The 25675-nt window shown below is 60.2% G+C and carries 20 protein-coding genes; 15 read left to right on the top strand and 5 right to left on the bottom strand.

All coding sequences use genetic code 11. The features are described 5' to 3' along the window. The first annotated feature begins 230 nt into the window (after positions 1-230). Both ACZM8Y_RS07300 and ACZM8Y_RS07295 read left to right on the top strand, forming a co-directional pair. Positions 231-434 (top strand): DUF1656 domain-containing protein, encoded by a 204-nt coding sequence (locus ACZM8Y_RS07300; protein WP_482334873.1) that lies wholly within the window; start codon positions 231-233, stop codon positions 432-434. Further along, positions 431-1354 (top strand): HlyD family secretion protein, encoded by a 924-nt coding sequence (locus tag ACZM8Y_RS07295; RefSeq protein ID WP_337430767.1) that lies wholly within the window; start codon positions 431-433, stop codon positions 1352-1354. The genes ACZM8Y_RS07300 and ACZM8Y_RS07295 overlap by 4 nt, the downstream gene beginning before the upstream one ends. Positions 1355-2297: 943 nt before the next feature. Here the strand turns inward: ACZM8Y_RS07295 and ACZM8Y_RS07290 are convergent. Beyond that, positions 2298-3596, bottom strand: coding sequence for a phenylacetate--CoA ligase (locus ACZM8Y_RS07290; RefSeq protein ID WP_302551904.1), 1299 nt, complete (start codon positions 3594-3596; stop codon positions 2298-2300). Between the two features lie 129 nt (positions 3597-3725). Here ACZM8Y_RS07290 and purD point away from each other — a divergent pair, with 129 nt between their 5' ends. The 3 genes from purD to lepB all read left to right on the top strand — a co-directional run bounded on the left by purD (position 3726) and on the right by lepB (position 6275). After that, complete coding sequence (gene purD / locus ACZM8Y_RS07285) at positions 3726-4997, top strand: phosphoribosylamine--glycine ligase (protein WP_482333399.1); 1272 nt, start codon at positions 3726-3728, stop codon at positions 4995-4997. A gap of 1 nt (position 4998) precedes the next feature. Further along, a complete protein-coding gene (purE, locus tag ACZM8Y_RS07280; protein WP_302551906.1) occupies positions 4999-5502 on the top strand; it encodes a 5-(carboxyamino)imidazole ribonucleotide mutase in 504 nt (167 codons plus the stop codon). A 149-nt stretch (positions 5503-5651) separates the two neighbouring features. Then, complete coding sequence (lepB, locus tag ACZM8Y_RS07275) at positions 5652-6275, top strand: signal peptidase I (protein WP_005028097.1); 624 nt, start codon at positions 5652-5654, stop codon at positions 6273-6275. Between the two features lie 1657 nt (positions 6276-7932). On the opposite strand, the gene ACZM8Y_RS07270 is transcribed toward lepB, so the two are convergent. The 3 genes from ACZM8Y_RS07270 to ACZM8Y_RS07260 all read right to left on the bottom strand — a co-directional run bounded on the left by ACZM8Y_RS07270 (position 7933) and on the right by ACZM8Y_RS07260 (position 11585). Next, complete coding sequence (locus ACZM8Y_RS07270; protein ID WP_479859495.1) at positions 7933-9627, bottom strand: LIC12162 family transferase; 1695 nt, start codon at positions 9625-9627, stop codon at positions 7933-7935. A gap of 30 nt (positions 9628-9657) precedes the next feature. Further along, entirely contained in the window at positions 9658-10134 is a 477-nt protein-coding gene (locus ACZM8Y_RS07265; RefSeq protein WP_479859494.1) for a hypothetical protein, read from the bottom strand. A gap of 392 nt (positions 10135-10526) precedes the next feature. Further along, entirely contained in the window at positions 10527-11585 is a 1059-nt protein-coding gene (locus ACZM8Y_RS07260) for an N-acetylneuraminate synthase family protein (RefSeq protein WP_479859493.1), read from the bottom strand. Positions 11586-11909: 324 nt separating this feature from the next. Between ACZM8Y_RS07260 and ACZM8Y_RS07255 the strand changes: the two genes are divergently transcribed. Then, positions 11910-13406 carry a hypothetical protein gene (locus tag ACZM8Y_RS07255; RefSeq protein ID WP_302551910.1) on the top strand — a complete coding sequence of 499 codons (1497 nt, stop codon included), beginning with the start codon at positions 11910-11912 and terminating at the stop codon, positions 13404-13406. 456 nt (positions 13407-13862) lie between these two features. Here ACZM8Y_RS07255 and ACZM8Y_RS07250 read toward each other — a convergent pair whose 3' ends face one another. After that, positions 13863-14291 (bottom strand): PaaI family thioesterase, encoded by a 429-nt coding sequence (locus ACZM8Y_RS07250; RefSeq protein WP_302551911.1) that lies wholly within the window; start codon positions 14289-14291, stop codon positions 13863-13865. A gap of 178 nt (positions 14292-14469) precedes the next feature. Here ACZM8Y_RS07250 and rfbF point away from each other — a divergent pair, with 178 nt between their 5' ends. The 9 genes from rfbF to rfaE1 all read left to right on the top strand — a co-directional run bounded on the left by rfbF (position 14470) and on the right by rfaE1 (position 25607). Then, positions 14470-15240 carry a glucose-1-phosphate cytidylyltransferase gene (gene rfbF / locus ACZM8Y_RS07245; protein WP_302551912.1) on the top strand — a complete coding sequence of 257 codons (771 nt, stop codon included), beginning with the start codon at positions 14470-14472 and terminating at the stop codon, positions 15238-15240. Between the two features lie 344 nt (positions 15241-15584). Next, positions 15585-16745, top strand: a complete 1161-nt coding sequence (rfbG, locus tag ACZM8Y_RS07240; protein ID WP_308772236.1) for a CDP-glucose 4,6-dehydratase — start codon at positions 15585-15587, stop codon at positions 16743-16745. Further along, positions 16729-17175 (top strand): dTDP-4-dehydrorhamnose 3,5-epimerase, encoded by a 447-nt coding sequence (locus ACZM8Y_RS07235; protein WP_337431775.1) that lies wholly within the window; start codon positions 16729-16731, stop codon positions 17173-17175. Before rfbG ends, ACZM8Y_RS07235 begins: the two co-directional genes overlap by 17 nt. A gap of 108 nt (positions 17176-17283) precedes the next feature. After that, entirely contained in the window at positions 17284-18414 is a 1131-nt protein-coding gene (locus ACZM8Y_RS07230; RefSeq protein WP_337431776.1) for a DegT/DnrJ/EryC1/StrS family aminotransferase, read from the top strand. A gap of 465 nt (positions 18415-18879) precedes the next feature. Then, entirely contained in the window at positions 18880-19809 is a 930-nt protein-coding gene (locus tag ACZM8Y_RS07225) for a glycosyltransferase family 2 protein (protein ID WP_482331402.1), read from the top strand. A gap of 198 nt (positions 19810-20007) precedes the next feature. Then, positions 20008-21645 (top strand): dephospho-CoA kinase, encoded by a 1638-nt coding sequence (locus ACZM8Y_RS07220; RefSeq protein WP_482331400.1) that lies wholly within the window; start codon positions 20008-20010, stop codon positions 21643-21645. A gap of 1103 nt (positions 21646-22748) precedes the next feature. Next, positions 22749-23537: a ParA family protein gene (locus ACZM8Y_RS07215; protein WP_302551918.1), complete on the top strand. Its 789-nt coding sequence runs from the start codon at positions 22749-22751 to the stop codon at positions 23535-23537. A 59-nt stretch (positions 23538-23596) separates the two neighbouring features. Next, positions 23597-24571 carry a ParB/RepB/Spo0J family partition protein gene (locus tag ACZM8Y_RS07210; RefSeq protein WP_479859285.1) on the top strand — a complete coding sequence of 325 codons (975 nt, stop codon included), beginning with the start codon at positions 23597-23599 and terminating at the stop codon, positions 24569-24571. Positions 24572-24590: 19 nt separating this feature from the next. Beyond that, positions 24591-25607 (top strand): D-glycero-beta-D-manno-heptose-7-phosphate kinase, encoded by a 1017-nt coding sequence (rfaE1, locus tag ACZM8Y_RS07205; RefSeq protein WP_479859286.1) that lies wholly within the window; start codon positions 24591-24593, stop codon positions 25605-25607. The last annotated feature ends 68 nt before the right edge of the window (positions 25608-25675 follow it).

The following is a 25675-nucleotide window of genomic DNA, read 5'->3' as shown; positions in this document are numbered from 1 at the left end:
ATGATAAGCTGGCCATAACTTTTAAAGCATCTGTCATGCTGGCATCATGCCTTATTTGGCTCCAGTAAACTATTTAGGGACAGCCCCTAGGCTGTGTCGTCAATTATATAATTTGTTGAAATTATTTAACTGGTTACGAGCAATAAAAATATTTTTAATAATTTTGAATAGTTATATACAATATGGCGACGCGGCCTAGAATTTTCCCGTGTCTTTAAAGGGAGGTGGGTATGCCGCATGAGCTTGCCTTGATAGGCATTTATTTTTCGCCGTTCCTGCCCATAGTGCTGTTCGGCATTCTGGGCGCGCTGGCAACGGCGTTTGTGTTGAACCGCACCGGGCTTTCCGGCTGGTTCGCCAACCCGCCGTGGGTGTTTATGGCACTCATCGCCATTTATGTATGTCTCCTCCTACCGCTTGGGATGGTTCTATGAGCATCAACAGTTTGCTTCGCTGGTTCCTGACGCTGCTGATCATCGTGATTGCCTGTATTTTCTGCTACATCCGCTACAACGCCTATTTCAGGAATCCTTGGACGCGTGACGGGATGGTGCAGGCGGAAGTCGTTCAGGTCGCCGCCCGCGTGTCCGGGGAGGTCAAGGCCGTGCATGTCCGCGACAATCAGTTTGTGAAAGTGGGCGATCCGCTTTTTGATTTGGACGACAGGCCATTCCGCGTGGCGCTTTCGCAGGCCGAAGCCAACGTGCGCCAGAAGCAGGCCGTTGCGAAGGCCGCCCGTGACAGGGCGGAACGCGATGCACGGCTTCAGCGGAGCGCGCCGGGTGCGATTTCCCCCGAAGCCTTTCAGCAGGCCGAGGATCAGCTTCTGTCCGCCGAGGCTGATGTGGCGGTTGCGCAGGCCCAGTTGGAGCAGGCACGGTTGAACCTGAGCTTCACGCACGTTACGGCTCCCGTGAACGGGTACATCACCAATCTGACGGTACAGCCGGGGACCATGTCGACGGCCTATCACCCTTTGGTTGCCCTGATCAATGCGGACAGTTTCCGCGTGGACGCCTTTTTCCGCGAGACGCAGATCCGGGATTTCCGCCCCGGCGACCGGGCGCTGATCACGCTCATGACTTATTCCGATACGCCGCTTGAGGCCACGGTGGAGAGCATCGGCTGGGGGATCGCCCGCGAGAACGGGAGTACAGGCGAGCAGCTTTTGCCTTCGGTCAGCCCCACGTTCGAGTGGATACGGCTGGCGCAGCGCATCCCCGTCAGGCTTCATTTCGATGCGCTCCCGAAGGGAATCGAGCTCCGCGCGGGCACGACTGCCTCGGTGCTCGTCCGCGTCCATCCCGAAGACGCCGCCGCGTCCATCCCCCCGCTGCCGACGATTGGGCAATAGGGAACGGGAAAGATTGGAGGGGGAAGGGGAAACTTTCTGAAGAAGGGGGGAGCATCCCCACGTTTCCCCTTCCCCCTCCAAACTGCCAGAGCGGTTCGCTCCTCCCCCATCCTCTTCAAAGATTCGACTGGTGGGGAGGCTGCGCGGCGGGAGTTCGTTCCACTCCGAGGCGGAAGGCAAACATTTTCTGCTAGCTCAATTGCCAATGCCTTTTTTCCAAGGCGCTGTCATAATATCTGGTTGTTTCATCTCCACAGCACGGTGAACATACAGCCTTTTTCTCCAGTTTTCCCCTTGGCGGATTTCATGGCTGAGGCATTCTGTTGGTTATTCCCTTGAAACTTCAAAGAAAAAAGCATCAACCACTTTCTACGATCCAGCCTTTTCCAAAGGCTGTGTCATAGGAAACGGTTGATGTTTTATTTCTTGAAATTCCAAGGGAATAACCAATAAAGTCCCCCCATCATGGAGTCAGTCAGCGGAAAAATTGGAGAAAAAGTCTCTATTTTCAGCATCCTGTTGAAATAGAAGGCTCTGTTCAAGTTTACGGTTGATAAAGAGAAAGGCTCTGTTATCGTTTATGGTTGTTTTATCTCCACAGTGCGGTGAAAATACAGCCTTTTTCTCCAGTTTTCCCCTTGGCTGGATTCACTGATAAGGCATTTTGCCGGTTATCCCTTTGGAACTTCAAGGAAAAAGCATCAACCATTTTCTATAACACAGCAAAATAAAACAACCATATGCTATGACAGAGCCTTTCCAAAAAGAAGAGCCTGAAGTCTGCGTTCAGGCTCTTCTTTTTGTCCACAGGGAAAGCGGGGAACAGGGATTCGATAAACACGAAAGTCTTTGAAGGAGGGGGATGGGGTTTGGGGAAGGGGGAGGGAACTTTCTCCAGAAAGTTCCCTCCCCCTTCCCCAATCTCAAATCCAACCCCTCACTCTCAATCACTCAGCCTCAAATCGGTGATGCGCTTGGCCTTGGAGAAGGTACGCGGCAGCGCGCCGGGATCGACGATCTCGACGTTGATGCGGGCCATGATGCGCTTGTGCATCTCTTCGCCGATGGCGCGGGCAAGCCCCGCGTCGTTGCCGGAACCGACGCCGGACTGACGCTCCACGCGCAGGCGCATGTAGTCGAGCCCTTCCGAACGGGTAAGCTCAATGTGATACTCGCCGCCCACATCGGGATAGAGGTTCAGCACGTCGGCAATCTGGCCGGGATAAATGTTCACCCCACGGAAAATGATCATGTCGTCCGAACGCCCCCTGATGTGCCCGTGGCGCGGGATGGCGCGCCCGCAGGGGCAGGGTTCGGGGATGAGGCGGCTGAGGTCATGGGTACGGTAACGGATGAGCGGCACGGCTTCCTTGGACAGAGAAGTCACGACCATTTCGCCGACTTCGCCTTCGGGAACGGGCTGGAGCGTGTAGGGATCGATGATCTCGATATAGAAAAGATCCGCCCAGTAGTGGATGCCCTCCCCAACCTCGCAGTTCAGGCCCGTTCCGGGGCCGTACATCTCGGTCATGCCCGCAATGTCGTAGCTGGCCTCAAGGCCGAGCTTTTCGGTGAAGCTCTGGCGCATTTTGAGGCTGTGCGGCTCGGAACCGAAAATAATCTTCCTGAGCGCGATCTTGTCGCGCAGATTGTGGCGCTCCACTTCCTCGGCAAGGAGCAGGGCCATTGAGGAGGTGCAGCCGATGCAGGTGGTCTGCATGTCCACAAGAAGCTGGAGCTGCATGTCGATGTTGCCGGGGCCCACGGGGATGGTGAGCGCGCCGAAACGCTCGCTGCCGAGCTGGAAGCCCGCCCCGGCTGTCCATAGGCCATACCCCACGGCAATCTGCATGCGGTCTTCCGTGGTCAGCCCGGCAAGCTCGTAGCAGCGGGCCATCTGGAGCGCGAACGTGTCCACGTCCTTCTGGGTGTAGGCGAGGATTTTGCGCTTGCCGGTCGTACCGGACGAGGCGTGCACGCGCACGACTTCGGAGGGCTCCACGCAAAGCAGGGGCAGGGGGTAGCCGTCGCGCAGGTCGGTCACGTCCGAAAAGGGCAGGCGGCGGACATCATCAAGGGTCTTGATGTCCTCGCCGCAGGAAATGCCCGCGGCGGCGAGCTTGGCTCGGTATTGGGGGCTCTTCATGGCCTGCCGCACCGACCATCGGATGCCCGCGAGCTGGTGTTCGGCAAGGAAATCGGCGGGAAGATGGGGAAGGAAGCGGGGCTTGGCAGGTGACATGGCGTCTCTCCGGCAGGGCGGCGGCAACGGGGTTGCCGGTTGTCTTTTCGACGGTAAACGGCTAGTGTCGATCGATTCAAACAAACGAAAGTTTGCTATTTAGCAGAAAATATTTTGGAGGGAAAGTACATGCGCGTACTCATCATCGGCTCCGGCGGACGCGAACACGCCTTGTCGTGGAAGGTCGCCCAAAGCGGAAAAGCCGAGAAAATCTACTGTGCTCCCGGCAACGGCGGAACGGCGCAGGAAGGTGAAAACATCCCCCTGAAGGACAGCGACATCGCCGGGCTAGTGTCTTTTGCCAAGGAAAACGCCGTTGATTTCGTGATTCCCGGGCCGGAGCTTCCCCTTACCCTCGGCGTCGTGGACGCCATGACTCAGGCTGGCATCCGCTGCTTCGGCCCGAGCCGGTGGTGCGCGCAGCTTGAGGGCAGCAAGGCGTTCGCCAAGGACATCATGCAGAAAGCGGGCGTCCCCACCGCCGCCTGCGGCGTGTTTACCGAACTGGAAGCCGCCCAAGCCTTTGTGGAAGAAAAGGGCGCGCCCATCGTCATCAAGGCGGACGGCCTCGCGGCGGGCAAGGGCGTCGTCGTGGCCCAGACCAAGGAAGAGGCGCTCGAAGCGCTCGGCCAGATCATGGGCGGCATGTTCGGTGCGGCCGGAAGCCGTGTGGTCATCGAAGAATTTCTGGTGGGCGAGGAAGTTTCGCTGTTGGCGTTCTGCGATGGGAAAACGGCCCTCCCGCTGCCTTCCGCGCAGGATCACAAGGCCGTATTCGACGGCGACGCCGGCCCCAATACCGGCGGCATGGGCGCTTACAGCCCGGCCCCGATCGTTCCCGATGCGGATCTGGAAAAGATGGCCGACATCACCATCCGCCCGATCCTCGCTGAAATGGCCCGGCAGGGGCATCCCTTCACCGGCATCCTCTATGCCGGCCTGATGATGACCAAAGACGGCCCGAAAGTTTTGGAATACAACGTCCGTTTCGGAGACCCGGAATGTGAGCCCCTGCTGATGCGCCTTGAAAGCGATCTGCTGGAGATCATGGATGCCTGCATCGACGGGCGGCTTGATGAGGCCAAGCTGTCCATCCGGCCGGAATCCGCGCTCGGCGTGGTCATCGCCGCCGAAGGCTATCCCGGCAGTTACCCGAAAGGGATGGAAATCAAGGGGATCGACGCCGTGGACGCCCTGCCGGACGCCAAGGTGTTTCAGGCGGGCACGAAGCGCGAAGGTTCCAGCACCCTGTCCAGCGGCGGACGCGTGCTGTGCGTGACCGCGCTTGGGAAGGGGCTTGCCGAAGCCCAGAAGCGCGCTTATGAAGCCGTCGCCAAGATCGACATGGAAAAGAGCCAGCACCGTTCCGACATCGGTGCCAAGGGCTTGAGGAGACTGTAATATGGAAAAAGCCAAGGTCGCCGTCTTTATCGGCTCCGCGTCCGACGAGGCCACCGTAGCCCCCTGCGCCGACATCCTGAAAAAGCTCGGCATTCCGTTCCGCTTCACGGTAACTTCCGCCCACCGTACCCCCGAACGTACCGCCGAACTCGTGGATTCGCTGGAAGCCGCGGGCTGTGAGGTGTTCATCTGCGCCGCCGGCATGGCCGCCCATCTTGCCGGCGCGGTTGCCGCCCGCACCATGAAACCCGTTATCGGCATCCCCGTCGCCGCGTCCCCGCTCGGCGGCATGGATGCGCTGCTCGCCACCGTGCAGATGCCTCCCGGATTCCCCGTCGCCACCGTCGCCCTTGACAAGGCCGGGGCCCGGAACGCCGCTTGGCTGGCCGCCCAGATCCTTGCGCTCCATGATCCCGATCTTGCCCAGCAGATCCGTGCTTCCCGCGAGCGGTTCAAGTCCGACGTCGCCGCCGCCGGGGCTGAGATCGAAGCAAAATACTGTTGAATTCTGTAAAAAAAGCCTATGGGGAAGGGCCCGTTGAAGCGGCCCCTCCCCGTACCCTCCCCTCAAACGCCCGTGTCTTGAGTCCGGGAAAGGCATCCGCCGTTCCCACAGGGATTGAAGGGCACTTTTCTTAATGGACTCCCTCCTTTATGAATGAACAACTTTCTCTCATCCAGAGGTTTCGCAAGACCGTGATAGGGGAATACGCCGAGGCGCTCATCTGGGCGGTAGCTCTGGCTCTGGTGCTGACCACGTTTGTGGTGCAGGCGTTCAAGATTCCGTCCGGCTCCATGCTGGAAACGCTCCAGATCGGCGATCACCTGCTGGTCAACAAGTTCCTCTACGGCCTGCGGAATCCTTTCAATGACGACTACCTGATCCGCGGCGTCGAGCCCAAGGTGGGGGACATCATCGTGTTCCGTTACCCCAAGGATCGGAGCCTCGACTACATCAAGCGCATTGTGGGCGTCCCCGGCGACACGCTGGAGATGCGGAACAAGGTATTGTACCGCAACGGCGTTGAAGTGCAGGAACCCTACACGCAGCATTCGCAGCCGCTTATCATGATTCCGGGCCGCGACAACTGGGGGCCGATCACCGTGCCCGCCGACAAGTTTTTCGCGCTCGGCGACAACCGTGACGATTCGGCCGATTCCCGCTTCTGGGGCTTCCTTGACCGTAATGACATCCGCGGCAAGGCGTGGCGCATCTACTGGTCCGCCGACGGCCTCAGCAACATCCGTCTGAATAGGATCGGGAGAGCCGTCGAGTAAGGGAACAGTTGGGAAAGATTGGGGAAGGGAGGGAAAACTTTTCTGAAGAAAAGCTTTTCCCTCCCTTCCCCAAACCCCATCCCTCCCTTTCCAAAGACTTTTGACCTTATCGAATCCCTCTTGCCCGCTTTCCCTGTGGGCAAAAAGAGGCGTTTGGAAGGGATATACGGGCTAGGGGCAGGTGGCCGCTTTCCCTGTGGACAAAAAGAAGAGCCTGAACAATACGTTCAGGCTCTTTGTTGTTGAAAGGGCATTGGTGAAGAGGTGAAACAGGGGGCTTAATTTTCCTGCCTTGAAGTGGAACGAACTCCTACCGTGCGGCCTCCCCACCAGTCAAAAGCCTTTGAAGAGGAAGGGGAAGAAAGGGGAAGGGGCGATCCGCTCTGGCAGTTTGGAAGGGGAAGGATAAGTTTTCTCCAGAAAGGCTCTCCCTCCCCTCTCTCGCTCTCAACTCCTTCCGCGCTCTCAAGGCGTTTGCCTTGTTGAATCCCTTTTCCCCACTTTCCCTGTGGGCAAAAAGAAGAGTCTGAACAATGCGTTCAGGCTTTTTATTGTTGAAAGGGCATTGGTGAAGAGGTGAAACAGGGGGCTTAGTTTCCCTGCCTTGGAGTGGAAGGAACTCCTGTCGCGCGGCCTCCCCATCAGTCAAAAGCCTTTGAAGAGGAAGGGGAAGAAAGGGGAAGGGGCGATCCGCTCTGGCAGTTTGGAAGGGGAAGGATAAGTTTTCTCCAGAAAGGCTCTCCCTCCCTCTCTCAACTCTTTCCGCGCTCTCAAGGCGTTTGCCTTGTTGAATTCCTTTTCCCCGCTTTCCCTGTGGGCAAAAAGAAGGGCCTGAACAATACGTTCAGGCTTTTTATTGTTGAAAGGGTATTAGTGAAGAGGTGAAACAGGGGGCTTAGGTTTCCTGCCTTGGAGTGGAACGAACTCCTGCCGTGCGGCCTCCCCATCAGTCAAAAGCCTTTGAAGAGGAAGGGGAAGAAAGGGGAAGGGGCGATTCGCTCTGGCAGTTTGGAAGGGGAAGGATAAGTTTTCTCCAGAAAGGCTCTCTCTCTCTCTCTCTCTCTCAACTTCTTCCGTGCTCTCAAGGCTTTTGTCTTGTTGAATTCCTTTTCCCCGCTTTCCCTGTGGGCAAAAAGAAGAGCCTGAACAATACGTTCAGGCTTTTTGTTGTTGAAAGGGCATTGGTGAAGAGGTGAAACAGGGGGCTTAGGTTTCCTGCCCTGGAGTGGTACGAACTCCTGTGGCGCGGCCTTCCCACCAGTCAAAAGCCTTTGAAGAGGAAGGGGGAGAAAGGGGAAGGGGCGATCTGCTCTGGCAGTTTGGAAGAGGCAGGATAAGTTTTCTCCAGAAAGGCTCTCCCTCCCTCTCTCAACTCCTTCCGCGTTCTCAAGGCGTTTGCCTTGTTGAATCCCTTTTCCCCACTTTCCCTGTGGGCAAAAAGAAGAGCCAGAACAATACGTTCAGGCTCTTTGTTGTTGAAAGGGCATTGGTGAAGAGGTGAAACAGGGGGCTTAGTTTCCCTGCCTTGGAGTGGAACGAACTCCTGTCGCGCGGCCTCCCCACCAGTCGAAAGTCTTTGAAGAGGAAGGGGGAGGTTTGGAGGGGGAAGGGGAAACTTTCTCCAGAAAGTTTCCCCTTCCCCCTCCAATCTTCTCTTCTACACATCCTTCAACACGAGCTTCCACACATGCGGGACGTCGTCCTTGTTCGTGAGGGCGTGCTGCGACGCCCACGGCCTGCACGCGGCGCGGACGGAAGCCCACCAGCCGGGCACGTCGCCCCAGACTTTGGCGGCCTTGGCTGCTGCGGATTCTGGCGTGTCGTGCAGGATGCCCGCTTCCCGGAGTTTGCCGAGCAGGGGCAGGGCTTCGGGGGTGAAGCTGGCCGTATCGGGATTCCAGTAGAGCAGGAACGGGATGTTCGCGGCAAGCGCCTGCGCCAGCGTCGTCCCCGCATGATCGAGCACAAGCAGGCGGCAGCCGAGCAGATGCGGCTCAAGGGGGCCCGTACAGCGTTTTACCTCAGGGAACCGCCGGAGCAGCCACGGGGCGTCTTCAAGGGAAGAAGGGACGTCGAAATAGGGCCGATACTGGGACTGCCTGCGGAGCTCTTCGGGCAGGGCGGCCATGAAGCGGGCCTTGCCCTCCCGGTAGGCGAACTGCTGCCGCCCCCGGAGCATGGACTTGAGTGTGTAGGGCAAGAGGGCCATCTCCGTGCCGACGAGCAGCAGCGTGGGCGACTTCTCGCGGTGGGCGTCGCGCAGGGCCGCAAGCTGGGGATGCGGCAGGGGCAGGAAGTTGCCGGGCATGAGGCCGTGGCGCTTCCATCCCCATGTGATGAAGCGGTGCTGGCAGTACTCGACGAGCGGATAGGCCACGGAAGTCCTGACATAGCCGTACTCGCCGCCGTGCTGGATGAAGATCATCCGGCAGCCGCGCCCCCGGTGCAGGGCCATCTTGATGCGGTAGGCGTCGTCCTCGCAGGCCGCCACGCTGACCACGCGCGAACGGATGCGGGCCTGTTCGTGGCCGAGCGTCTGCGGGATGGACGCTTTCCGCAGGGATTCGGGGAGCAGGGCGACGGCGAGATCAAAGGCTTCGTCCTCCGTGAATCCGAGAGGCAGGGGCGGCGCGGACGGATCGCCGAGCAGCCGGAGCGGGATGGTGTCGTCCCGGCGATCCCGGTTGAGCGTGAGCACCACGGACAGATCGAACGACTGCCTGAGGCTGAAGCCTTTGACGCGGGGAAAGGGCAGGCTGAACAGGATGTTCCGCGCGGTATGCTTCAAGAGGTTTTCCCGTCTGGCCGGGGCGGCCTCACGTTGGACGGGCGGCAGTTCCTCGGCAGTCCATGCGGCGGGCCAGTCCCGTTTCAGCAGGCGGGAAAACAGCCAGTGGTTCCACTGAGGATTGAGGATGCCGCCCATGATGAAGTCCTGCGTGTCCGCAAAGGCGAATGCCGAAGCGTCCAGCACGGGCACGGAGAGGGGGCGGCTGCCGAACGCTTCCAGAATCCCGGCGGTGCGGTACAGGCGGTCAACCAGCGTTTCCACGGCGCGGACGAGCCACGGGGCCAGTACGAAATCCCAATAGCGGTCGTCGTGCTGCGTGCCGTAAAGCCCATTCAGATAATCCCGGAACCGGGGGGCAAGCTGCGTGACGAGCTGGCGCGCCTGTCTGGCGGCCGTTTCCAGCCGTTCGGGATCGGCCAGCGGTTCCGGCGGCATGTCGAAACCGGTTTCTTCGGCCGACGCCGGGGCAGTACACCACGGCCCGGCCAGAATGTGGGTGGCCGGGGCCGCGTTTTCCGGGGCCTTACCAAGAATCAGCGTCGTGATGGCTTGAGTGGTCACAGGAGGTGCCTCTTTCCGCGCCGCAGGCAATCAAAGGTTTGTGGGCGCTTCCGGTTTTTCCTTGTTGTACTGCCGCATCTGCTCCCGGAACAGGTTCATGGCGTCGTCGAACAACTGCGGCAGCTGGTTGTTGAGGGTGTCCTCAAGTTTTGACCCCAATTCCTTGCCGTCCTTCTTCGCCTTGTCCATCGTTTCCGAGATGCTTTCCTGAAGGCGCGGGGCCTTCGCAGCCGCATAGAAGGCCGGGGCCACGTTGCCGGCCGCCTTTTCGATCTCTTTGCATTCGCCGACGGTGATCTTGCCGTCTTTCATGGCTTCGTCGATGAGCGGCATCAGCTTCGTGCGGAACATCACGGGATCGATGTCCCGCAGGCCGAGCAGGGAGGCGTACTGGAGGGGCGTGATCTCGTCGGTGTCCTTCGGGCCGTCCGATCCGAACAGCGATGCGCCCGCACAGGCCGGGCTCAGCAGCATCAGGCATGCGGCGGCAATGAGCATTTTTTTCATGGCGTTTCCTTTTCGGCTATGTGTTGTGGAGTCCCGGAGAAGGGGCCTTTTCCCGAAAGGAGGCCCTTTGGCCTTGCCCTTTCTTTTGGCCCCGTCCGCCTTCCCGCAAGATGCACTTTCCCCGTTTCCTTTTTGGGGAAACGCCGGAACGCGCCGGGCTTGAGGAAGATTGAAACACAACGAACCGAATGCTCAATGATTGTCTTTCCGTTCCCTCCTGCGGCGGGCGCACCACGCCCCTTTCGGCGCGGGGGCTTATGGGAGGAGGCGGCCCGCACCGGATGGGGAGGGAAAAGGGCAACGGCACGCTGTTCCTCGACGAAATCGGGGACCCGCACCGGATGGGGCAGGGAAAAGGGGGCCTTCTCCCGCCCCTTCCAGCACATGCGTTTTTATTCCAGATGCGCCCATTGGAGGACGGTATCTTCCTCAATGTCGGCGCGGGCGGCCATGCCGAGCACTTCATAATAATGGCGGGGGCTGATGCCGCCAGCGGGACGCTTCCACGTGAGGTCGTCCTTGTCGATGATCTTTCCGGCGGGGATGTTGCGGTTGGCGACGAGGGAGCGGCGGGCGTTCCGGCGGGCGGGCTCCTCGGAGGCCAGCGCTTCGATGCGCATTTCCCCGATCATGGACAGCGTCCGCTCGAAATTTTGGCGGAAGAGCTGGAGATCCTTGTAATCCATAGCGTGGTAATGGTCGTTGCCGGGCAGCGTCTTGTCGTGGCTGAAGTGCTTTTCAAGGATTTGCGCGCCGAGCAGGGTGGCGACTTCCAGCACCTTCATGTCGTTGGGCAGGGTGTGATCGGAGTAGCCGATGACGTGCTGCGGGAAATGGCGGACGAGGGCCGGGATCATGCCGAGCGCGGCGTTTTCATCCATCGTGGGGTAATTCAGCACGCAGTGGAGTAGGGCCAGCGGGTTGCCCTTGGCTTCAATCCAGCTCACGGCCTCGGCGATTTCGGCAAGGCTTGCCGCGCCGGTGGACATGATGATGGGCTTTTTGAAGTCGCACATGAATTCGATGAAGGGGCGGTTTGTGAGATCCGAGGAGGAGATCTTGAACACGTCCATCATGTCGTTGAGGAACTTGGCGGATTCCACGTCGAACGGCGTGGACATGAAGGCGATCCCAGCCTGATCGCAGTGTTTTTTCAGATTTTCAAATTCGCTTTTCCAGAACGAGTCGTGCTTTTTGAACAGTTCGTACTGGCTTGGGGTCGGCTCTTTGGTGGTGTCCCAGTAGGCCGGGGAATGCTTGGAGGCAAGGGTTCCCGCCTTGTAGGTCTGGAACTTGATGGCGTCCGCGCCGCCGAGGGCGGCTTCGTCGATGAGGCGGCGGGCGATGTCCATGCTGCCTTCATGGTTCACGCCTGCTTCGGCGATGACGTAGGGGCGCTGGAAGCGGGTTGCCGGGACGGGGTGCTTGCTGATGAGGTCGGTAAGGTTCATAAAACGCTCCGTGAAAAGGTGCGGCGGTTACGGGAAAAGAGAGGCTCCCCTGCCTTGTACCCTTGCCGCGAACGCCGGTCAAATGGCGCAAACCGGCATCAAAGCCCTGTGTTTAGGCGAGCCGGGCTTGCCTCGCTTTCCGCCATGCTGTAGCCTTGAAACGCCTGTGGGGAACGGATGCGTTTTTTCCGCCTGCCTTTTTGGGGTGCGGCTCCGTTTTGCGGGCTTTTTGTTTCCTGTGCGGCGTATCTATACGGATGGAACCATATCCTTGGGGGAATCATGAACGGTTGTCTGAAATGGCCTGCACGGGCAGGCGCTTTGATGGTTTTGGCGTGCCTTCTGCTGCTCGCCGGGTGCGGGCGTACCGTATTTGTCTCCGGCGGCTACGCGCCTTCCTCCCAGCCCGGCCATGCCGCCAGCGGCCAGCCTCTTCCCGAACAGGCTGATGCGGCGTGGAAGGCGGGCAATTATGCCGAAGCCGAGCGCCTGTACAATGTGGTGGCCCGTGACGCCGCGCTTTCCACGGAGCAGCGCGCGTTGGCGTGGGAGCGTGTGGCTCAGGCGGCCCTTTTCAGCGGCAATAGGCAGGGCGCCGAGAATGCCCTGAAATTCTGGAAGGATCTGGTTCCCGGAGCGGAAAACAGCCCTGCGTGGCTTGATGTGCAGGGCAAGCTTTCCGGTGCGGGCGGCACAGGGCAGCCTTCATTCAGTTCCGGATGTGTGGCCTTGGCCTTGCCCCTGAGCGGGGCGTACGGGCCGTTCGGCAACAAGATCGCCGCAGGCGCCACGGCTGCGCAGGGTGAATTGTCCAAATCCGGCATGATGATGGATGTCCGTATGATCAATACGGAATCTCCCGATTGGCTGGACAAGCTGGCCCAACTGCCCCCGCAGTGCGTGATGGTGGGCGGGCCCCTGCGCGCGGATCGCTATACGGCGATGAAGTCCCGCAGCATCCAGCAGTCGCGCGCCGTTTTCGCCTTCCTTCCGAGCCTTGAGGGAAGCGACGAAGGGACGGTCGCGTGGCGCTTCTTCGCCAGCCCGCAGGATCAAATCAACGCTGTCCTCAAATTTACGCGCAGCCTCGGCATTTCCAGCTACGGCGTCCTTGCGCCGACGGATACTTACGGGCAGCGGATGACGGATCTGTTCCTTAAGGCCGTGCGCGCCAACGGCTCCGCGGCTAAAGTGGCGACCTATCCTTCCGGCGACACCTCCAGTTGGGGCGAGGTGATGCGCGGTTTTGTGGGCGGCACCATGCGCGGCAAGACCCCCGTGCCGACATCCACCTTTCAGGCGGCTTTCATTCCAGATAGCTGGAAGAATCTGGAACTGCTCGTGCCGTTCCTGTTCTATCAGGGCGAGGATCGCCTCGTGCTGATGGGCACGTCCCTTTGGGAGCAGGGGCTTTCCAACCGTTCGAGCGTCAATGTGGCGAACCTCGATCTGGCGATTTTCCCCGGTGCGTGGAATCCGGCGTCCCCGTCCCCGGCTGCGGGCGCCCTCGTGCGGGCGATGGCGGAGTCCGGCAAGGGCATCCCGGATTTCTGGGAAGGCATCGGCTATGACTTTGTCCGCATGGCCTCGGTCATGAACCTTCAAACCCCGTGGACGCCCGCGCAGGTGAACCGGCGTTTGGCCTCCGCCCAGAACATGGAGTGGAGCATGGCCCCCATGAGCTGGGCCAACGGCAAGGCGGCGCAGGCCCTTTTCGTATTCCGTCCGGTGCAGTCCGGCTTTGAGCTAGCCGATCCCGCGGCGTTCAAGGCCCGTTACAACGAGATCATCGCCCGCCACGCCCGCCGCGTAGGGAGGTAAAAGGCAGCGCCTCCGGCGGGCAGGGCTCCGCCCTGCACCCGCTGGGGGGCATCATGCCCCCCAGACCCCCTCAAGGCGAATGAAAAGGGTTCCGCATCCGGCTTGCGCCGGACACGGAACCCTTTTCATTCGCCCCAAGGCCGTCAGGAGCCGCCTTTTTTGAGGGCACGGCGGCTCGGAGTTTGTTTGATATGGAGAGGGAAAGGCGTTTTTTTAGGCCATATCGTCGTTTTAAATATAACTATTTAAAATTATTAAAATGATATTTATAATCTAAAATAATTCAATAATTTCAATATATAATTAACAACACAACCTAGCCTGTTGCCGGAACGGACTCCTGTCGGGGGGCCTCCCCATCAGTCAAAAGTCTTGGGAGAGGGAGGGATGGGGGTGTGGGGGAAGGGAGGGGGAACCTTTCTTTAGAAAGGCTCCCCCTCCCTTCCCCCACATATTCTATTCCTCTTCAATCGCCAGCTTCGTGTCGAGGCGGTAGCCGGAGATCATGGCGCAGGCGATATAGGTTCCCTGCCCGTCGTAGATTTTGACTTCATAGGTGGCGAGATGCCTGCCGCCGTTGGCGAGCCGGGCTTCGGCGACGATGGGGCCTGCCTTGGCGCTTTTCATGTAGGAAATGGTGGCGTTGGTGCTGATCATGGTGCCGTCTTCCTGCCCGAAGTTGGAAGCAAGGCCGAAAGCCATGTCCGCGAGGGTGAACAGCGCGCCGCCGTGCAGCATGTCGAGGGAGTTTTTGACGTGATCTTCAAACGCGAGGCTGACCTTGCCGTAATCGTAGTCGGCATCTTCAACGGTGATGCCGTTGTGCATGGCAAAACGGTCGTGGGCTTCAAGGAACCGTTTGATGGCCTGGACGGATGGGGACATGGGATTCCTCCTGTGCGGATGGCGTCGAAAAGGGGCTGGAAAAGGATTGCGGGGCGGCGGCTTTTTGCCCGGAAGGACGGGGTATTCACCTTTGCCGCGTGTTTTGCTAGTGTGACCGGACTCCGATGATCCGGTCAGGATACGGAGCTTCCTATATCTGGAAACATGAGGCAAGTCCATGAAAGTTATTATTCTGTGTGGCGGTAAGGGAACCCGGCTCCGCGAAGAAACCGAGTTCAAACCCAAGCCGATGGTCGAAATCGGCGGGCGTCCGGTGCTGTGGCATATCATGTCCATGTACGCCCGGTACGGTCACAAGGATTTTGTGCTGCCCCTCGGCTACAAGGGGGAGGTCATCAAGCAGTATTTCCACGATTACCGTATGCGCAATGCGGACTTCACCGTGGATCTCGCCACCGGCTCGACGACCTACCACCCGACCGCGCAGGTGACCGACTGGCGCGTCACCATGTCCGACACCGGGCAGGAAACCCTGAAGGGGGCGCGCATCAAGCGCATCGCGCAGCACATCGACACGGATCGCTTCATGGTCACCTACGGGGACGGCGTTTCCGACATCAATATTAGCGAACTGGTCGATTTCCATATCAAATCCGGCAAGATGGCGACCTTCACCGGCGTCCGGATGCCTTCCCGCTTCGGTTCCGTCAAGACCGATGAAAACGGGAACATCCTGTCTTGGCAGGAAAAGCCCGTTCTGGACGAATACATCAACTGCGGGTTCTTCGTGTTCAAGCGCGAATTCCTTGACTACCTTTCTGAGGACGAGTCCTGCGATCTCGAAAAGGAACCGCTCGAACGCCTTGCCGCCGAAGGCCAGCTTTCCATGTACCGCCACACCGGTTTCTGGCAGTGCATGGATACCTTGCGTGACGCGCAGGCGCTCAATGCCCTTTGGGACAAGGGCAACGCCCCGTGGTGCAAATAAGATTTTGATATGCGGGGGAAGGGGGAGGGAACCCTTCTGGAGAAGGGCTTCCCTCCCCCTTCCCCCGCACCCCCATCCCGCTCCCTCCCAAGACTTTTGCAAGCGGGGCGGGCTGAGGGAAGGGCATTCCGATACGCCTTTCTTTGAAAAACAGTTTCCCGGCGGCTCCGTTGCGGCATTGTGAAAAAGGATGCCCGACGCCCACAGAACCGCCGTATCCCATGCAGGCGCATGGCCTGTGCGGGATGCGGCGGCGCTGAGGGGCCGGGGGGAATCATTCCCCCCGGCAGGAGCCCGGAGGGCGGCAGCCCTCCGCCGGAGGCATTCTCCCCCAAGGACAATCTATGTTTGGTCATATCTATGAAGGCCGCCGGGTGTTCGTCACCGGGCACACCGGATTCAAGGGTTCGTGGCTGACGGCGTGGCTGCTCCAGATGGGCGCGGAAGTCGCCGGTTTTTCGGACGCCGTGCCGACCGCCCCGTCGCATTTCGATGTGATCGGGCTTGGCGGGCGTATCCGCGACTATCGGGGCGATGTGCGTGACCGCAAGGCGCTCATCGAAGCCATGCGGGAGTTCAAGCCCGAAATCGTGTTCCACTTGGCTGCGCAGGCGCTTGTGCGCGCTTCCTACGAAAACCCCGCCGACACCATCGAAGTCAACGCGATGGGCACGCTCAACGTGCTGGAAGCCGTGCGCGTGACGCCTTCGGTTGAGGCCGTGGTCAGCATCACCAGCGACAAGGCGTACCGCAACGACGAATGGGTGTGGGGCTATCGTGAAACCGACCATCTGGGCGGCTACGATCCCTACAGCGCATCCAAGGGCTGCGCCGAGATCATCGCGCATTCCTATTTCAAGTCGTTTTTCGGCGATCCGGTGAATACGCCGTATTGCGCCACGACCCGCGCCGGGAACGTCATCGGCGGCGGCGACTGGGCGGCTGACCGCATCGTGCCCGACTGCGCCCGCGCGTGGAGCGAGGGCAGGGAAGTGGAAATCCGCAGCCCGCACGCCACCCGCCCGTGGCAGCATGTGCTGGAGCCGCTTTCCGGCTACCTGTGGCTCGGTGCGAAGCTGTTCGCCGCGCACCGCGACGCGGTGAAATCGGGCAAGGGCGACGGCTGCCATGAAGGTTTCAGGCTCGACGGCGAAGCGTTCAACTTCGGGCCTTCTTCCGATGCCAGCCACACCGTAGCCGACGTGGTGCGGGCGCTGGAAAGCCAGTGGGCCGGGTTCGGCAGCAAGATGGATTTGGCGGGGCAGGCCGGGATGAAGGAATGCACCCTGCTCAAGCTGTGCTGCGACAAGGCGCTGGCCTGCCTCAACTGGCGCGCCACGCTGGATTTCGACACGACCATGCGGTTTACCGCCAAGTGGTACGAAGTGTTTTACAAGGGGCAGGGCGCGGACATTTACGCGTTCACGCAGTCGCAGATTCAGGATTACTGCCGCAAGGCCGCCGCGTTGGGGCTGCCGTGGAGTTCCGATGGAATCCGTTATTAACGGCGTGGAATTGCAGGATTTGGCCGTCATCCCCACGAACGGCGGCCCGGTCATGCACATGATGCGCCCGGCCTCCCCGCTGTTCGGGGAGATCGGGGAAGTGTACTTTTCCGAAGTTGAGCCGGGATGCGTGAAGGCATGGAAATGCCACACGCGCCAGACGCAGCGTTTCGCCGTACCGGTGGGGCGGCTGAAGATTGTCCTGTATGACGGTCGCCCTGAGTCCCCGACGCACGGGCGGATCATGGAAGTGCTGCTCGGCAGGCCGGACAACTACGCGCTGCTGCAAATCCCGCCGCGTGTCTGGTACGGCTTTACGGCGGCGGGGGGCGTTCCTGCGGTTATCTGCAACTGCCCGGACATCCCGCACGATCCGGCGGAAGGGCTCCGCAAGGACGTCGATTCGCAGGATATCCCTTATCATTGGTAACACGTCAGGGCAGGGTTTTCCCTGCCCCTTTTTCTGGCGTCCGCCATGCGGCGCCGACCTATGCGCCCGCCGCACGGCGGGGCAGGGGGGGAACCCCCGGAGACTGACATGAGCATGAGACTTTCCCGTTCCATCGTTGGCGAGGCCGAAGCCGAGGCCGTGCGCCGCGTCATCTGCGAAGACGGCTACTTGGGCATCGGCAAGGAAGTGCAGCAATTTGAGGCTGATGTGGCGGCTTATCTGGGCGTGCCCGCGAGCTGGGTCATTTCCGTCAATACCGGGACGGCCGCCCTGCATCTGGCTGTCGAGGCCGTGCTCGGGCACGGGAGCGGCGCGGAAGTGCTGGTGCCTTCGCTGACGTTCGTGGCGTCCTTTCAGGCCATCAGCGGGGCTGGGGCCGTCCCCGTGGCCTGCGATGCGCGCCTTGATACGGCGACCATCGATCTCGCCGATGCGGAAAAGCGCCTTACCCCGCGCACCAAGGCCATCATGCCGGTGCACTATGCGAGCAACCCGGTCAATCTGGACGGCGTGTATGCGTTTGCGGAAAAGCACGGCCTGCGGGTCATCGAAGATGCCGCCCATGCGTTCGGATGCCTGTACAAGGGCCGCAAGATCGGCAGCTTCGGGGATGTGGCCTGTTTCAGCTTTGACGGCATCAAGAACATCACCTGCGGCGAAGGCGGCTGCATCGTGACCTCGGATCAGGCGGTGGCCGAGGCCGCGCGCGACGGGCGTCTGCTTTCCGTGGAAAAGGACACCGAAAAGCGTTTCTCCGGGCAGCGCAGTTGGGAGTTCGACGTGGAGCGGCAGGGCTGGCGTTACCACATGAGCAACATCATGGCGGCCATCGGTCGGGTGCAGTTGGCCCGGCTGGACGGCGAATTCGCCCCCAAGCGCCGCGAGCTTGCGGATCTGTACCGCGAACGGCTTTCCGGGGTGCCCGGCGTGGCGCTGCTCACGGCTGAGCCGGAAGCGTGGATCGTGCCGCATATTTTCCCGGTGCGCATCCTGAACGGGCGTCGGCATGACGTCATCGGCGCGCTGGATGCCCAAGGCATCCCCACGGGCCAGCATTACAAGCCGAACCATTTGTTGTCGCTGTACGGCGGGGGCAAGCCGTCCCTGCCCGTGACCGAGCAATTGCACGGCGAGCTGTTGACGCTGCCCCTGCATCCCGGCCTGAGCCGGGAGGATGTCGAGGCTGTTTGCGCGGGGATCATCGAAGCGGTGAAGTAACGGGGATGCCGCCGTGGGATGCCTCCGGCGGCAAGGGGCCCCGCCCCTTGACCCCGCCGGGGGGAATGATTCCCCCCGGACCCCCTCAGTGCGGCCCCGGCTCCTGAACGTCCGGTGCTGCGCTTGTGTGTTCAGGAGCCGGGGCCGATATTGCGCGTCAATAGGCTCTCTGCTGTAAAAACGGGATACGGACGGGAAACGGGTCGGAAAAATTTTTTTAAGGGCTGAAAAGGCGATTATGCGCGTCGTTTTTTTGACGCCCTTCGAGTTTTTGTGGACGGCGCTGCCGGGAAACTGTTTTCCGGGTCAAGCCGCCGGGCCGCCCCACACGCCGTTCGCCCCATTTACGAAAGTCTTTGGGGAGGAAGGGGAGGGGCGTGGGGAGGGGAAGGAGGCCCTTTCTCCAGAAAGGGCCTCCTTCCCCTCCCCACACGTTTTTCTTCCCCCTTCCAACAAGAGGTCTCTATGCCGAAAGTTACGGTGATCATGAATTGCTACAACAGCGCGGAACACCTTCGCGAGGCGATGGATTCGGTGTTCCGGCAGTCGTGGCCCGATTGGGAAATCGTGTTCTGGGACAACTGTTCCACGGACGACAGCGCCGCCATCGCGCAGAGCTACGGCGGGAAGGTGCGGTATTTCCTCGCTGAGAAGACGGTTCCGCTTGGGGCCGCGCGGAACCTTGCCATTGCCAAGGCTGAGGGGTCCCTGCTGGCGTTTTTGGACTGTGATGACGAATGGCTTCCCACCAAGCTGGAAAAGCAGGTGATGCTGTTCGATGCCAATCCGAGGCTCGGTTTGGTGAGCACGGATACCGAGATGTTCAGCGGGAAGGGTACGCTTTCGCGGATGTTCGAGTCGACGCATCCGGCGCGGGGCATGGTGTTCCGCGAACTCATGACCCGGCAGTGGATTTCCATGTCTTCGGCCATGATCCGCAAATCGGCGCTGGACAGCCTGGGCGAGTGGTTCGACGAATCCTTGAACGTATGTGAAGAGGCGGATGTGTTTTATCGCATCGCCAAAACGTGGGAACTGGATCATGTGGACGAGCCGCTGACCCGTTGGCGCGTCCACGGCGTGAACACGACATTCCGCAAGTTCGGCCAGTTCGCGGATGAAACGCTCCGTATCCTCGACAAGCACCGGAGGCTGTACCCCGGCTATGACCGGGATTATCCCGATCTGGTCGGGATCCTTACCCGCCGGGCCGCGTTCCAGAAGGCCGTGGCCCTGTGGCGCGAGGGCAGCGGGGCGGAGGCCCGCAGGCTGGTGGCTCCTTATGTGTCCTCGCCCAAGATCCGCCTGTTCTGGTTGGCGTCATGGCTGCCCGGAAGCCTCTTTGATCCGCTTTCGCAGTTGTATTTCAAGCTCCCCGGCTTTCTGCGCAAATAAGAAACGTGTGAAGGCAGGCTGTTGCGTTTGCCTCCGCTTTGATCGAATGTTTTCATGGAAAAAGCCGGAATGGGTTCTTTTGAGCGGCCTCCTCGCCCTGCTTGAGGCGGGAAGGAGATATGTCCGGGGAGGAGGAAGAAATCCTCTTGAAGAGGATTCCTTCCTCCCTGTTACACCCCACCTCTACCGATATTCCTTATGACACGAACAGTTGCTTTCACAGTTGACGGCGGGCGGGTGCGGCTTGACCGTTTCCTTGGAGAGGCCCTGCGGGAACAGGATGTTTCACGTGAAAAAGTGAAGCGTGCCATCCGGGACGGAGGCTGTCTTGTTGACGGGGCCGTGTGTACGGATGTCTCCGCCAAGGTAGGGGCCGGGCAGTCCGTGGAACTCAGGATGGAAGCGGAGCCGACATCCGTGCAGCCGGAAGAGGGCGAACTGGAGATCCTCTATCAGGATGCGTGGCTTGCCGTGCTCAACAAACCGGCGGGGATGACCGTACACCCCGCGCCGAGCTGCCCTGAGGGGACGCTCGTCCATCGGCTGGTGGCGCGTTTCCCGTCCCTGCGGGCGCAGGAAGGCTTCCGGCCCGGCATCGTGCACCGTCTGGACAAGGACACCTCCGGGCTTATCTGCGTGGCGCTTACGGAAGAGGCGAGGATGCGGCTTTCCGAGGCGTTCGCGGCACGGAAAATACGGAAGGAGTACCTTGCTTTGGTGCAGGGCGTCCCCGCCCCGGCGGGCACGGTGGATGCGCCGCTCGGCAGGCATCCCACGGTGAAGGTCAAGGTTGCGGTGGTGAAAAACGGGAAGGAAGCCCGCAGCGAGTGGCGTGTGCTGCACAAGGGGCAGGGCTACAGCCTGCTTGGGGTACGGATTTTCACGGGCCGCACGCACCAGATCCGTGTGCATATGGCGCATGCCGGGCATCCCCTCTGGGGCGACAAATTGTATGGAAGGGGTGGGCAGGCTCTAACGCCGCCCGTCCCCGGCGTACTGCTCAAACACGATCCGGCTCCGCGTCAGATGCTGCACGCATGGCATTTGTCGTTCTTCCACCCGTTTACGGGCGAGAAGATGGCCTTCACCTGTCCGCCGCCGGAGGATTTCATCCAGACGGCGCTGACGTTGGAACGTCATATGCGGCGCGTCGTCGTAACCGGCGTGGCGGGATCGGGGAAGTCGCTGTTCATGCGGATGCTGGCGGAGGAGGGCGTCCCGACGTGGAGCGCGGACGCGGCGGTAATCCGGCTCTATGAGCCGGGCCGGGAGGCTTGGCAGGCGCTGCGCCTGCGCTATGGCGATCGGTTCATTCCCGACGACCGTTCGCCTGTGGATCGTAAGGCTTTGGCTGCCGCGTTGTTGCCGGAAGCTGAGTCGGGCGTGGATGTCCATGAGTTGGAAAGCCTGCTGCACCCGCTGGTGCTGGATGATCTTGAACGCTTCTGGAGCGGGCAGGAAGAAGCGGGGCGGGGCTACGCCGTCGCCGAGGTGCCGCTGTGGTTCGAGTCCGGCTGGAGCCGCAAGTTGTGCGGAGAACGGCGGCCCTACGTTGTGGGGATTTCCTGCGAGCAGGGCGAACGCTGCCGCCGCCTGCTGGAAGTGCGTGGCTGGTCGGATAGGCTCATGGCCCGGATGGACGGCCTCCAGTGGACGCAGGAACGCAAGATGGCGGGGTGCGATCAGGTCATCGCCAATTCCGGGACGGAAGAGGCTTTGCGGGGCAAGGCAAGGGCTTTTATCCGGGAGATGGCGCACTGGGAGGCGGAAAGCCGGGCTGCCTTCCTCGAACAGTGGGGGCGTCTGGTGAACGAGCCTTGCCCGGAGGTAGGGTAGGTCTTTGCAAGGCCGTTTGCAGAGGGAAAATCTGGGCGGCCCCCCTGAAAGGGCAAAACGCACATAAGGAATGGGCGCATTCCATTTTTTTGGGGGCCGTGCCGAACGGGAGCTTTCCTCGTCTCGTCCCGGCGGGCGTCTCCGAATATAATATGTTCTGTTTCTTAGGACGATTTTACGTTGAAAAGGCCCTTCCGGCTGTGGGAAGCAGGCGGTCGCTGCGAAGGCATAAGAACAGCGTATTTGCGTTGTTCAATGCCGGATCGGGAGAGCCTTAAACTTTAAGGTTGTAAAATTTGGCTGTATCATAAGGCTGTATCCTAGAAAATGGCTGATGCTTTTTTATTGAAATTCCAAAGGAATAACCAGAAAAACGCCTCAACTATGGATTCAGCCAAGGGGAAAACTGGAAAAAAGCTGTCTTTTTAGTACGGTGGAGATGAAATAACTCCATACTATGATAGGGCCTAGGTCGTGTCGCCAATTAGATATAATCTATTGAAATTATTTAATTGTTTTTGAGGTCGCAAAAGATTGTTTTTAATGATTTCAAATAGTTCCATGTAAAAACAACGACTCGACCTAAAAATTCAGGCGGCTCATAGGAAATGGTTGATGCTTTATTTCTCAACAATTCCAAGGAAATAACCAATAAAATGCCTCAACTAGAGAGTCCACCAACGGAAAAACGAGAGAAAAGCCTCTATTTTCACCATACTGTGGAGAGAAACAACCATATCCTGTGGCAGAGCCAAATTGTAAAGTTCAATTGCCCTCATGGTAACATCGGTTTCTTCTTATTCTCTTTTCGCCTTCCCTTGACGTGAGGAGTGACATCTTCTAGAGAACGGTAAGGGAAGCGTGCCTGTTTCCCGTGAAACATTGCCGTTCTCCATGAGGGGGATTTTCCGGCGCAGCCGTCCGGGAAGGCTTCCGTATGGCCTTGCTGCGTGCCGTATGCGTGAAGACGCGGCACGGGGAGCCGCCTGCCGTTTGCAAGGCCGCCATGCGGAATTGTCTGGGAAGGGATGAGGCTCAGGCAGCCTCGGCCTTTTCATCCTTTCATGTCCTTGCGCTTCTCCTATTGCCAAAGAGGGACGTTCATGGCTCGAATCATTGCCATTGCCAATCAAAAAGGCGGTGTAGGCAAAACCACTACCGCCATCAATCTCGCCGCTTCATTGGCGATTATGGAAAAACGCGTGCTGCTCGTGGACTGCGATCCGCAGGCGAACACCACCAGCGGGCTCGGCTTCGGTCAGGATGCTCTGCCGGCCAATCTGTACACGTCGTTCTTCCAGCCTGAAAAGGTCAACGAGGCCATTTTATCCACGGTTTCGCCGTACCTGTTCCTCTTGCCTTCCGGTACGGATCTGGCGGCGGCGGAATTGGAGCTTGTGGATAAGATGGGGCGGGAATTCTATCTTTCCGAGTTGCTGGAGCCGCTGGAAAAGCGTTTTGATTTCATTATATTGGATTGCCCCCCGTCGCTCGGCCTGCTTACGCTCAATGCCCTGTGCGCCGCCAAGGAGATCCTTGTGCCGCTTCAATGCGAGTTCTTTGCCTTGGAAGGCATCGTCAAGCTGCTGCAAACCTATGAACAGGTCAAGAAGCGCCTCAACCCTCAGTTGGGGCTTCTCGGCGTGGTGCTGACCATGTTCGACGGGCGGAACCGTTTGACGCGGCAAGTGCAGGAGGAAGTGAACCGCTGCTTCCCGGATCAGATCTTCAAGACGGTCATCCCCCGCACCGTGCGGCTTTCCGAGGCCCCCAGCTTCGGCAAGTCCATCCTCCATTACGACATCAAGTCCAAGGGATCCGAGGCCTATCTGAACCTTGCCAAAGAAATCGTCATGCGCAAGCCCGGCTCGCGTACCGCGAAGTCGGAGTAATGTTTCACGTGAAAACATCGGCAGGGCGTCCCTGCCTTGAACGACTGTGAGGTTTTCCCATGTCTGCGAATGAACGTGGTTTGGGGCGCGGTCTGGATGCGCTGTTCCGCAACGTAACGCCTGCGGAGCGCCCGTCTTCGGGCAAGGCGGACAATGCGGGGATGCCCGCGCCTTCGACGCCCAAGCATACGACGACCCTGCCCATCGCGGCCCTGACCCCCTGCAAGGGGCAGCCCCGCAAGCATTTTGACGAGGCCGCGCTTGAAGAGCTGGCGGCTTCCATTCGGAGCCAAGGCATCATCCAGCCGCTGCTGGTGCGCCCGCGCCGTACGGAAACGGCGACCATCTACGAGATCGTGGCGGGCGAGCGCCGCTGGCGGGCCGCGCAGCGCGCCGGGCTTACCGAGGTGCCCGTTTATCTGCGGGAACTGTCCGATGAGGACGCCCTGACCGCCGCGCTTATCGAAAACCTCCAGCGCGAGGATCTGAACCCGCTTGAAGAGGCACAAGCCATCCAGTCCCTGCGCGAGCGTTTGCCGTACAGCCAGGAAGAACTGGCCCAGCGGCTTGGCAAAAGCCGTTCCGCCGTCGCCAACTCCCTGCGCCTGCTCCAGCTCCCCCGGCCTATGCAGGACGCGCTCAAGGACGGCGTGTTTACGCCCGGCCATGCCCGCGCGGTGCTGGCGCTTCCTGAACGCGCTTTGCAGGATATCCTATTCAATGCGGTCATGACGCGCCGCCTTTCCGTGCGTGACGCCGAAGAAGCCGTCATCCACTGGAAACGGAACGGCCTGTTGCCGTCTTCGCTGATGGGGGCCCCCGCTCCTGCGGCCCGCAGTGCCCGCGCGCCCAAGCCCGCGTGCATCAAGCTGGCCATCCGGCAGCTTCGGGAGAACGTCGCGCCCAAGGCGTCCATTTCCGGGACCGGCCATGCGGGGCGGATCACGCTCCCCTACGAATCCGAAGAACAGCTTGCGGAGCTCCTGAGCCGTCTGGGGCTCTCGGTGGAGCTTTCCGAAGCCAAACCGGAATGATTTCAACCAAAGGATTTCCATGTCTGACGTGTCCCCGGTTCTCTTGACGCCCGATGTCGTGGGCGGGCTGGCAGGCAGGCGCGTGCTGGTCGTCGGCGACATTATGCTGGATGCCTATCTTATAGGCGACGCGGATCGCATTTCCCCGGAAGCGCCCGTCCCCGTCGTGCGGATTGAAAAGGAACGCTACCTGCTCGGCGGCGCGGGCAATGTGGCCCGCAATATCGTGGCGCTTGGCGGCGTAGCGACGCTCGTGGGCGTGGTGGGCAAGGATGCCTCTGCCGATCGCATCCGGGGACTCGCCCGTGATGAAGGCATTTGCGGCTCGTTCGTGGCCCTGCCGCAGCGCCCGACCACGGTGAAAACCCGCGTCATGGCCCGGCGCCAGCAAATGCTGCGCTTGGACAGCGAGGACGCCAGCCAGCTTTCCTCCGACGATCAGGAAGCCTTGCTTTCCGTCATTGCGGAACAGCTTCCGGCGCACGATGTGGTCATCCTGTCCGATTACAGCAAGGGCATCGTCTCCCTGTCGTTCATGTCCCTCTTGCGTGGGCTGCTCGCCGCCGGCCCGCATCAGGTGAAGGTCTTGATCGATCCCAAGCCGGGCAATGTCGGCTTGTACGGCGGCTCGTTCCTGCTCACGCCGAATACGAAGGAAACGGGCGAGTGCGCCGGGATGCCCGTGCGGAACCGTGAGGAAATCCTTGCCGCCGGGCGCGCCATCCTGGAAAAGGTCGGGTGCCCGCATCTGCTCACAACCCTTGGTTCGGACGGCATGGCGCTGTTCTCCGGCCCCTCCGAGGTCTGGCATGTCCCCACAATGGCGCAGGATGTTTTTGACGTGACCGGCGCGGGCGATACGGTCATCGCCACCCTTGGGCTGGGGCTTGCCGCCGGGCTGCCCCTTCTGGCTTCCTGCGTGTTGGCGAACTACGCCGCCGGGCTCGTCGTCGCACAGGTCGGGGCCGCCGTCGCTTCACCCGATGCGCTGCGCGAGGCTATCCGTGACTTGCCGGTAACCATTACGAAATGGTAAAAATACAATAAAAAGCTCTACGGTTTTTGAGGGGGGCGGTATGCGCCTCCGAACGCCGGTTTCCCTTT

This window comes from Bilophila sp. (genome assembly GCF_057864385.1).
This window is presented reverse-complemented; position numbering and strand designations above follow the sequence as displayed.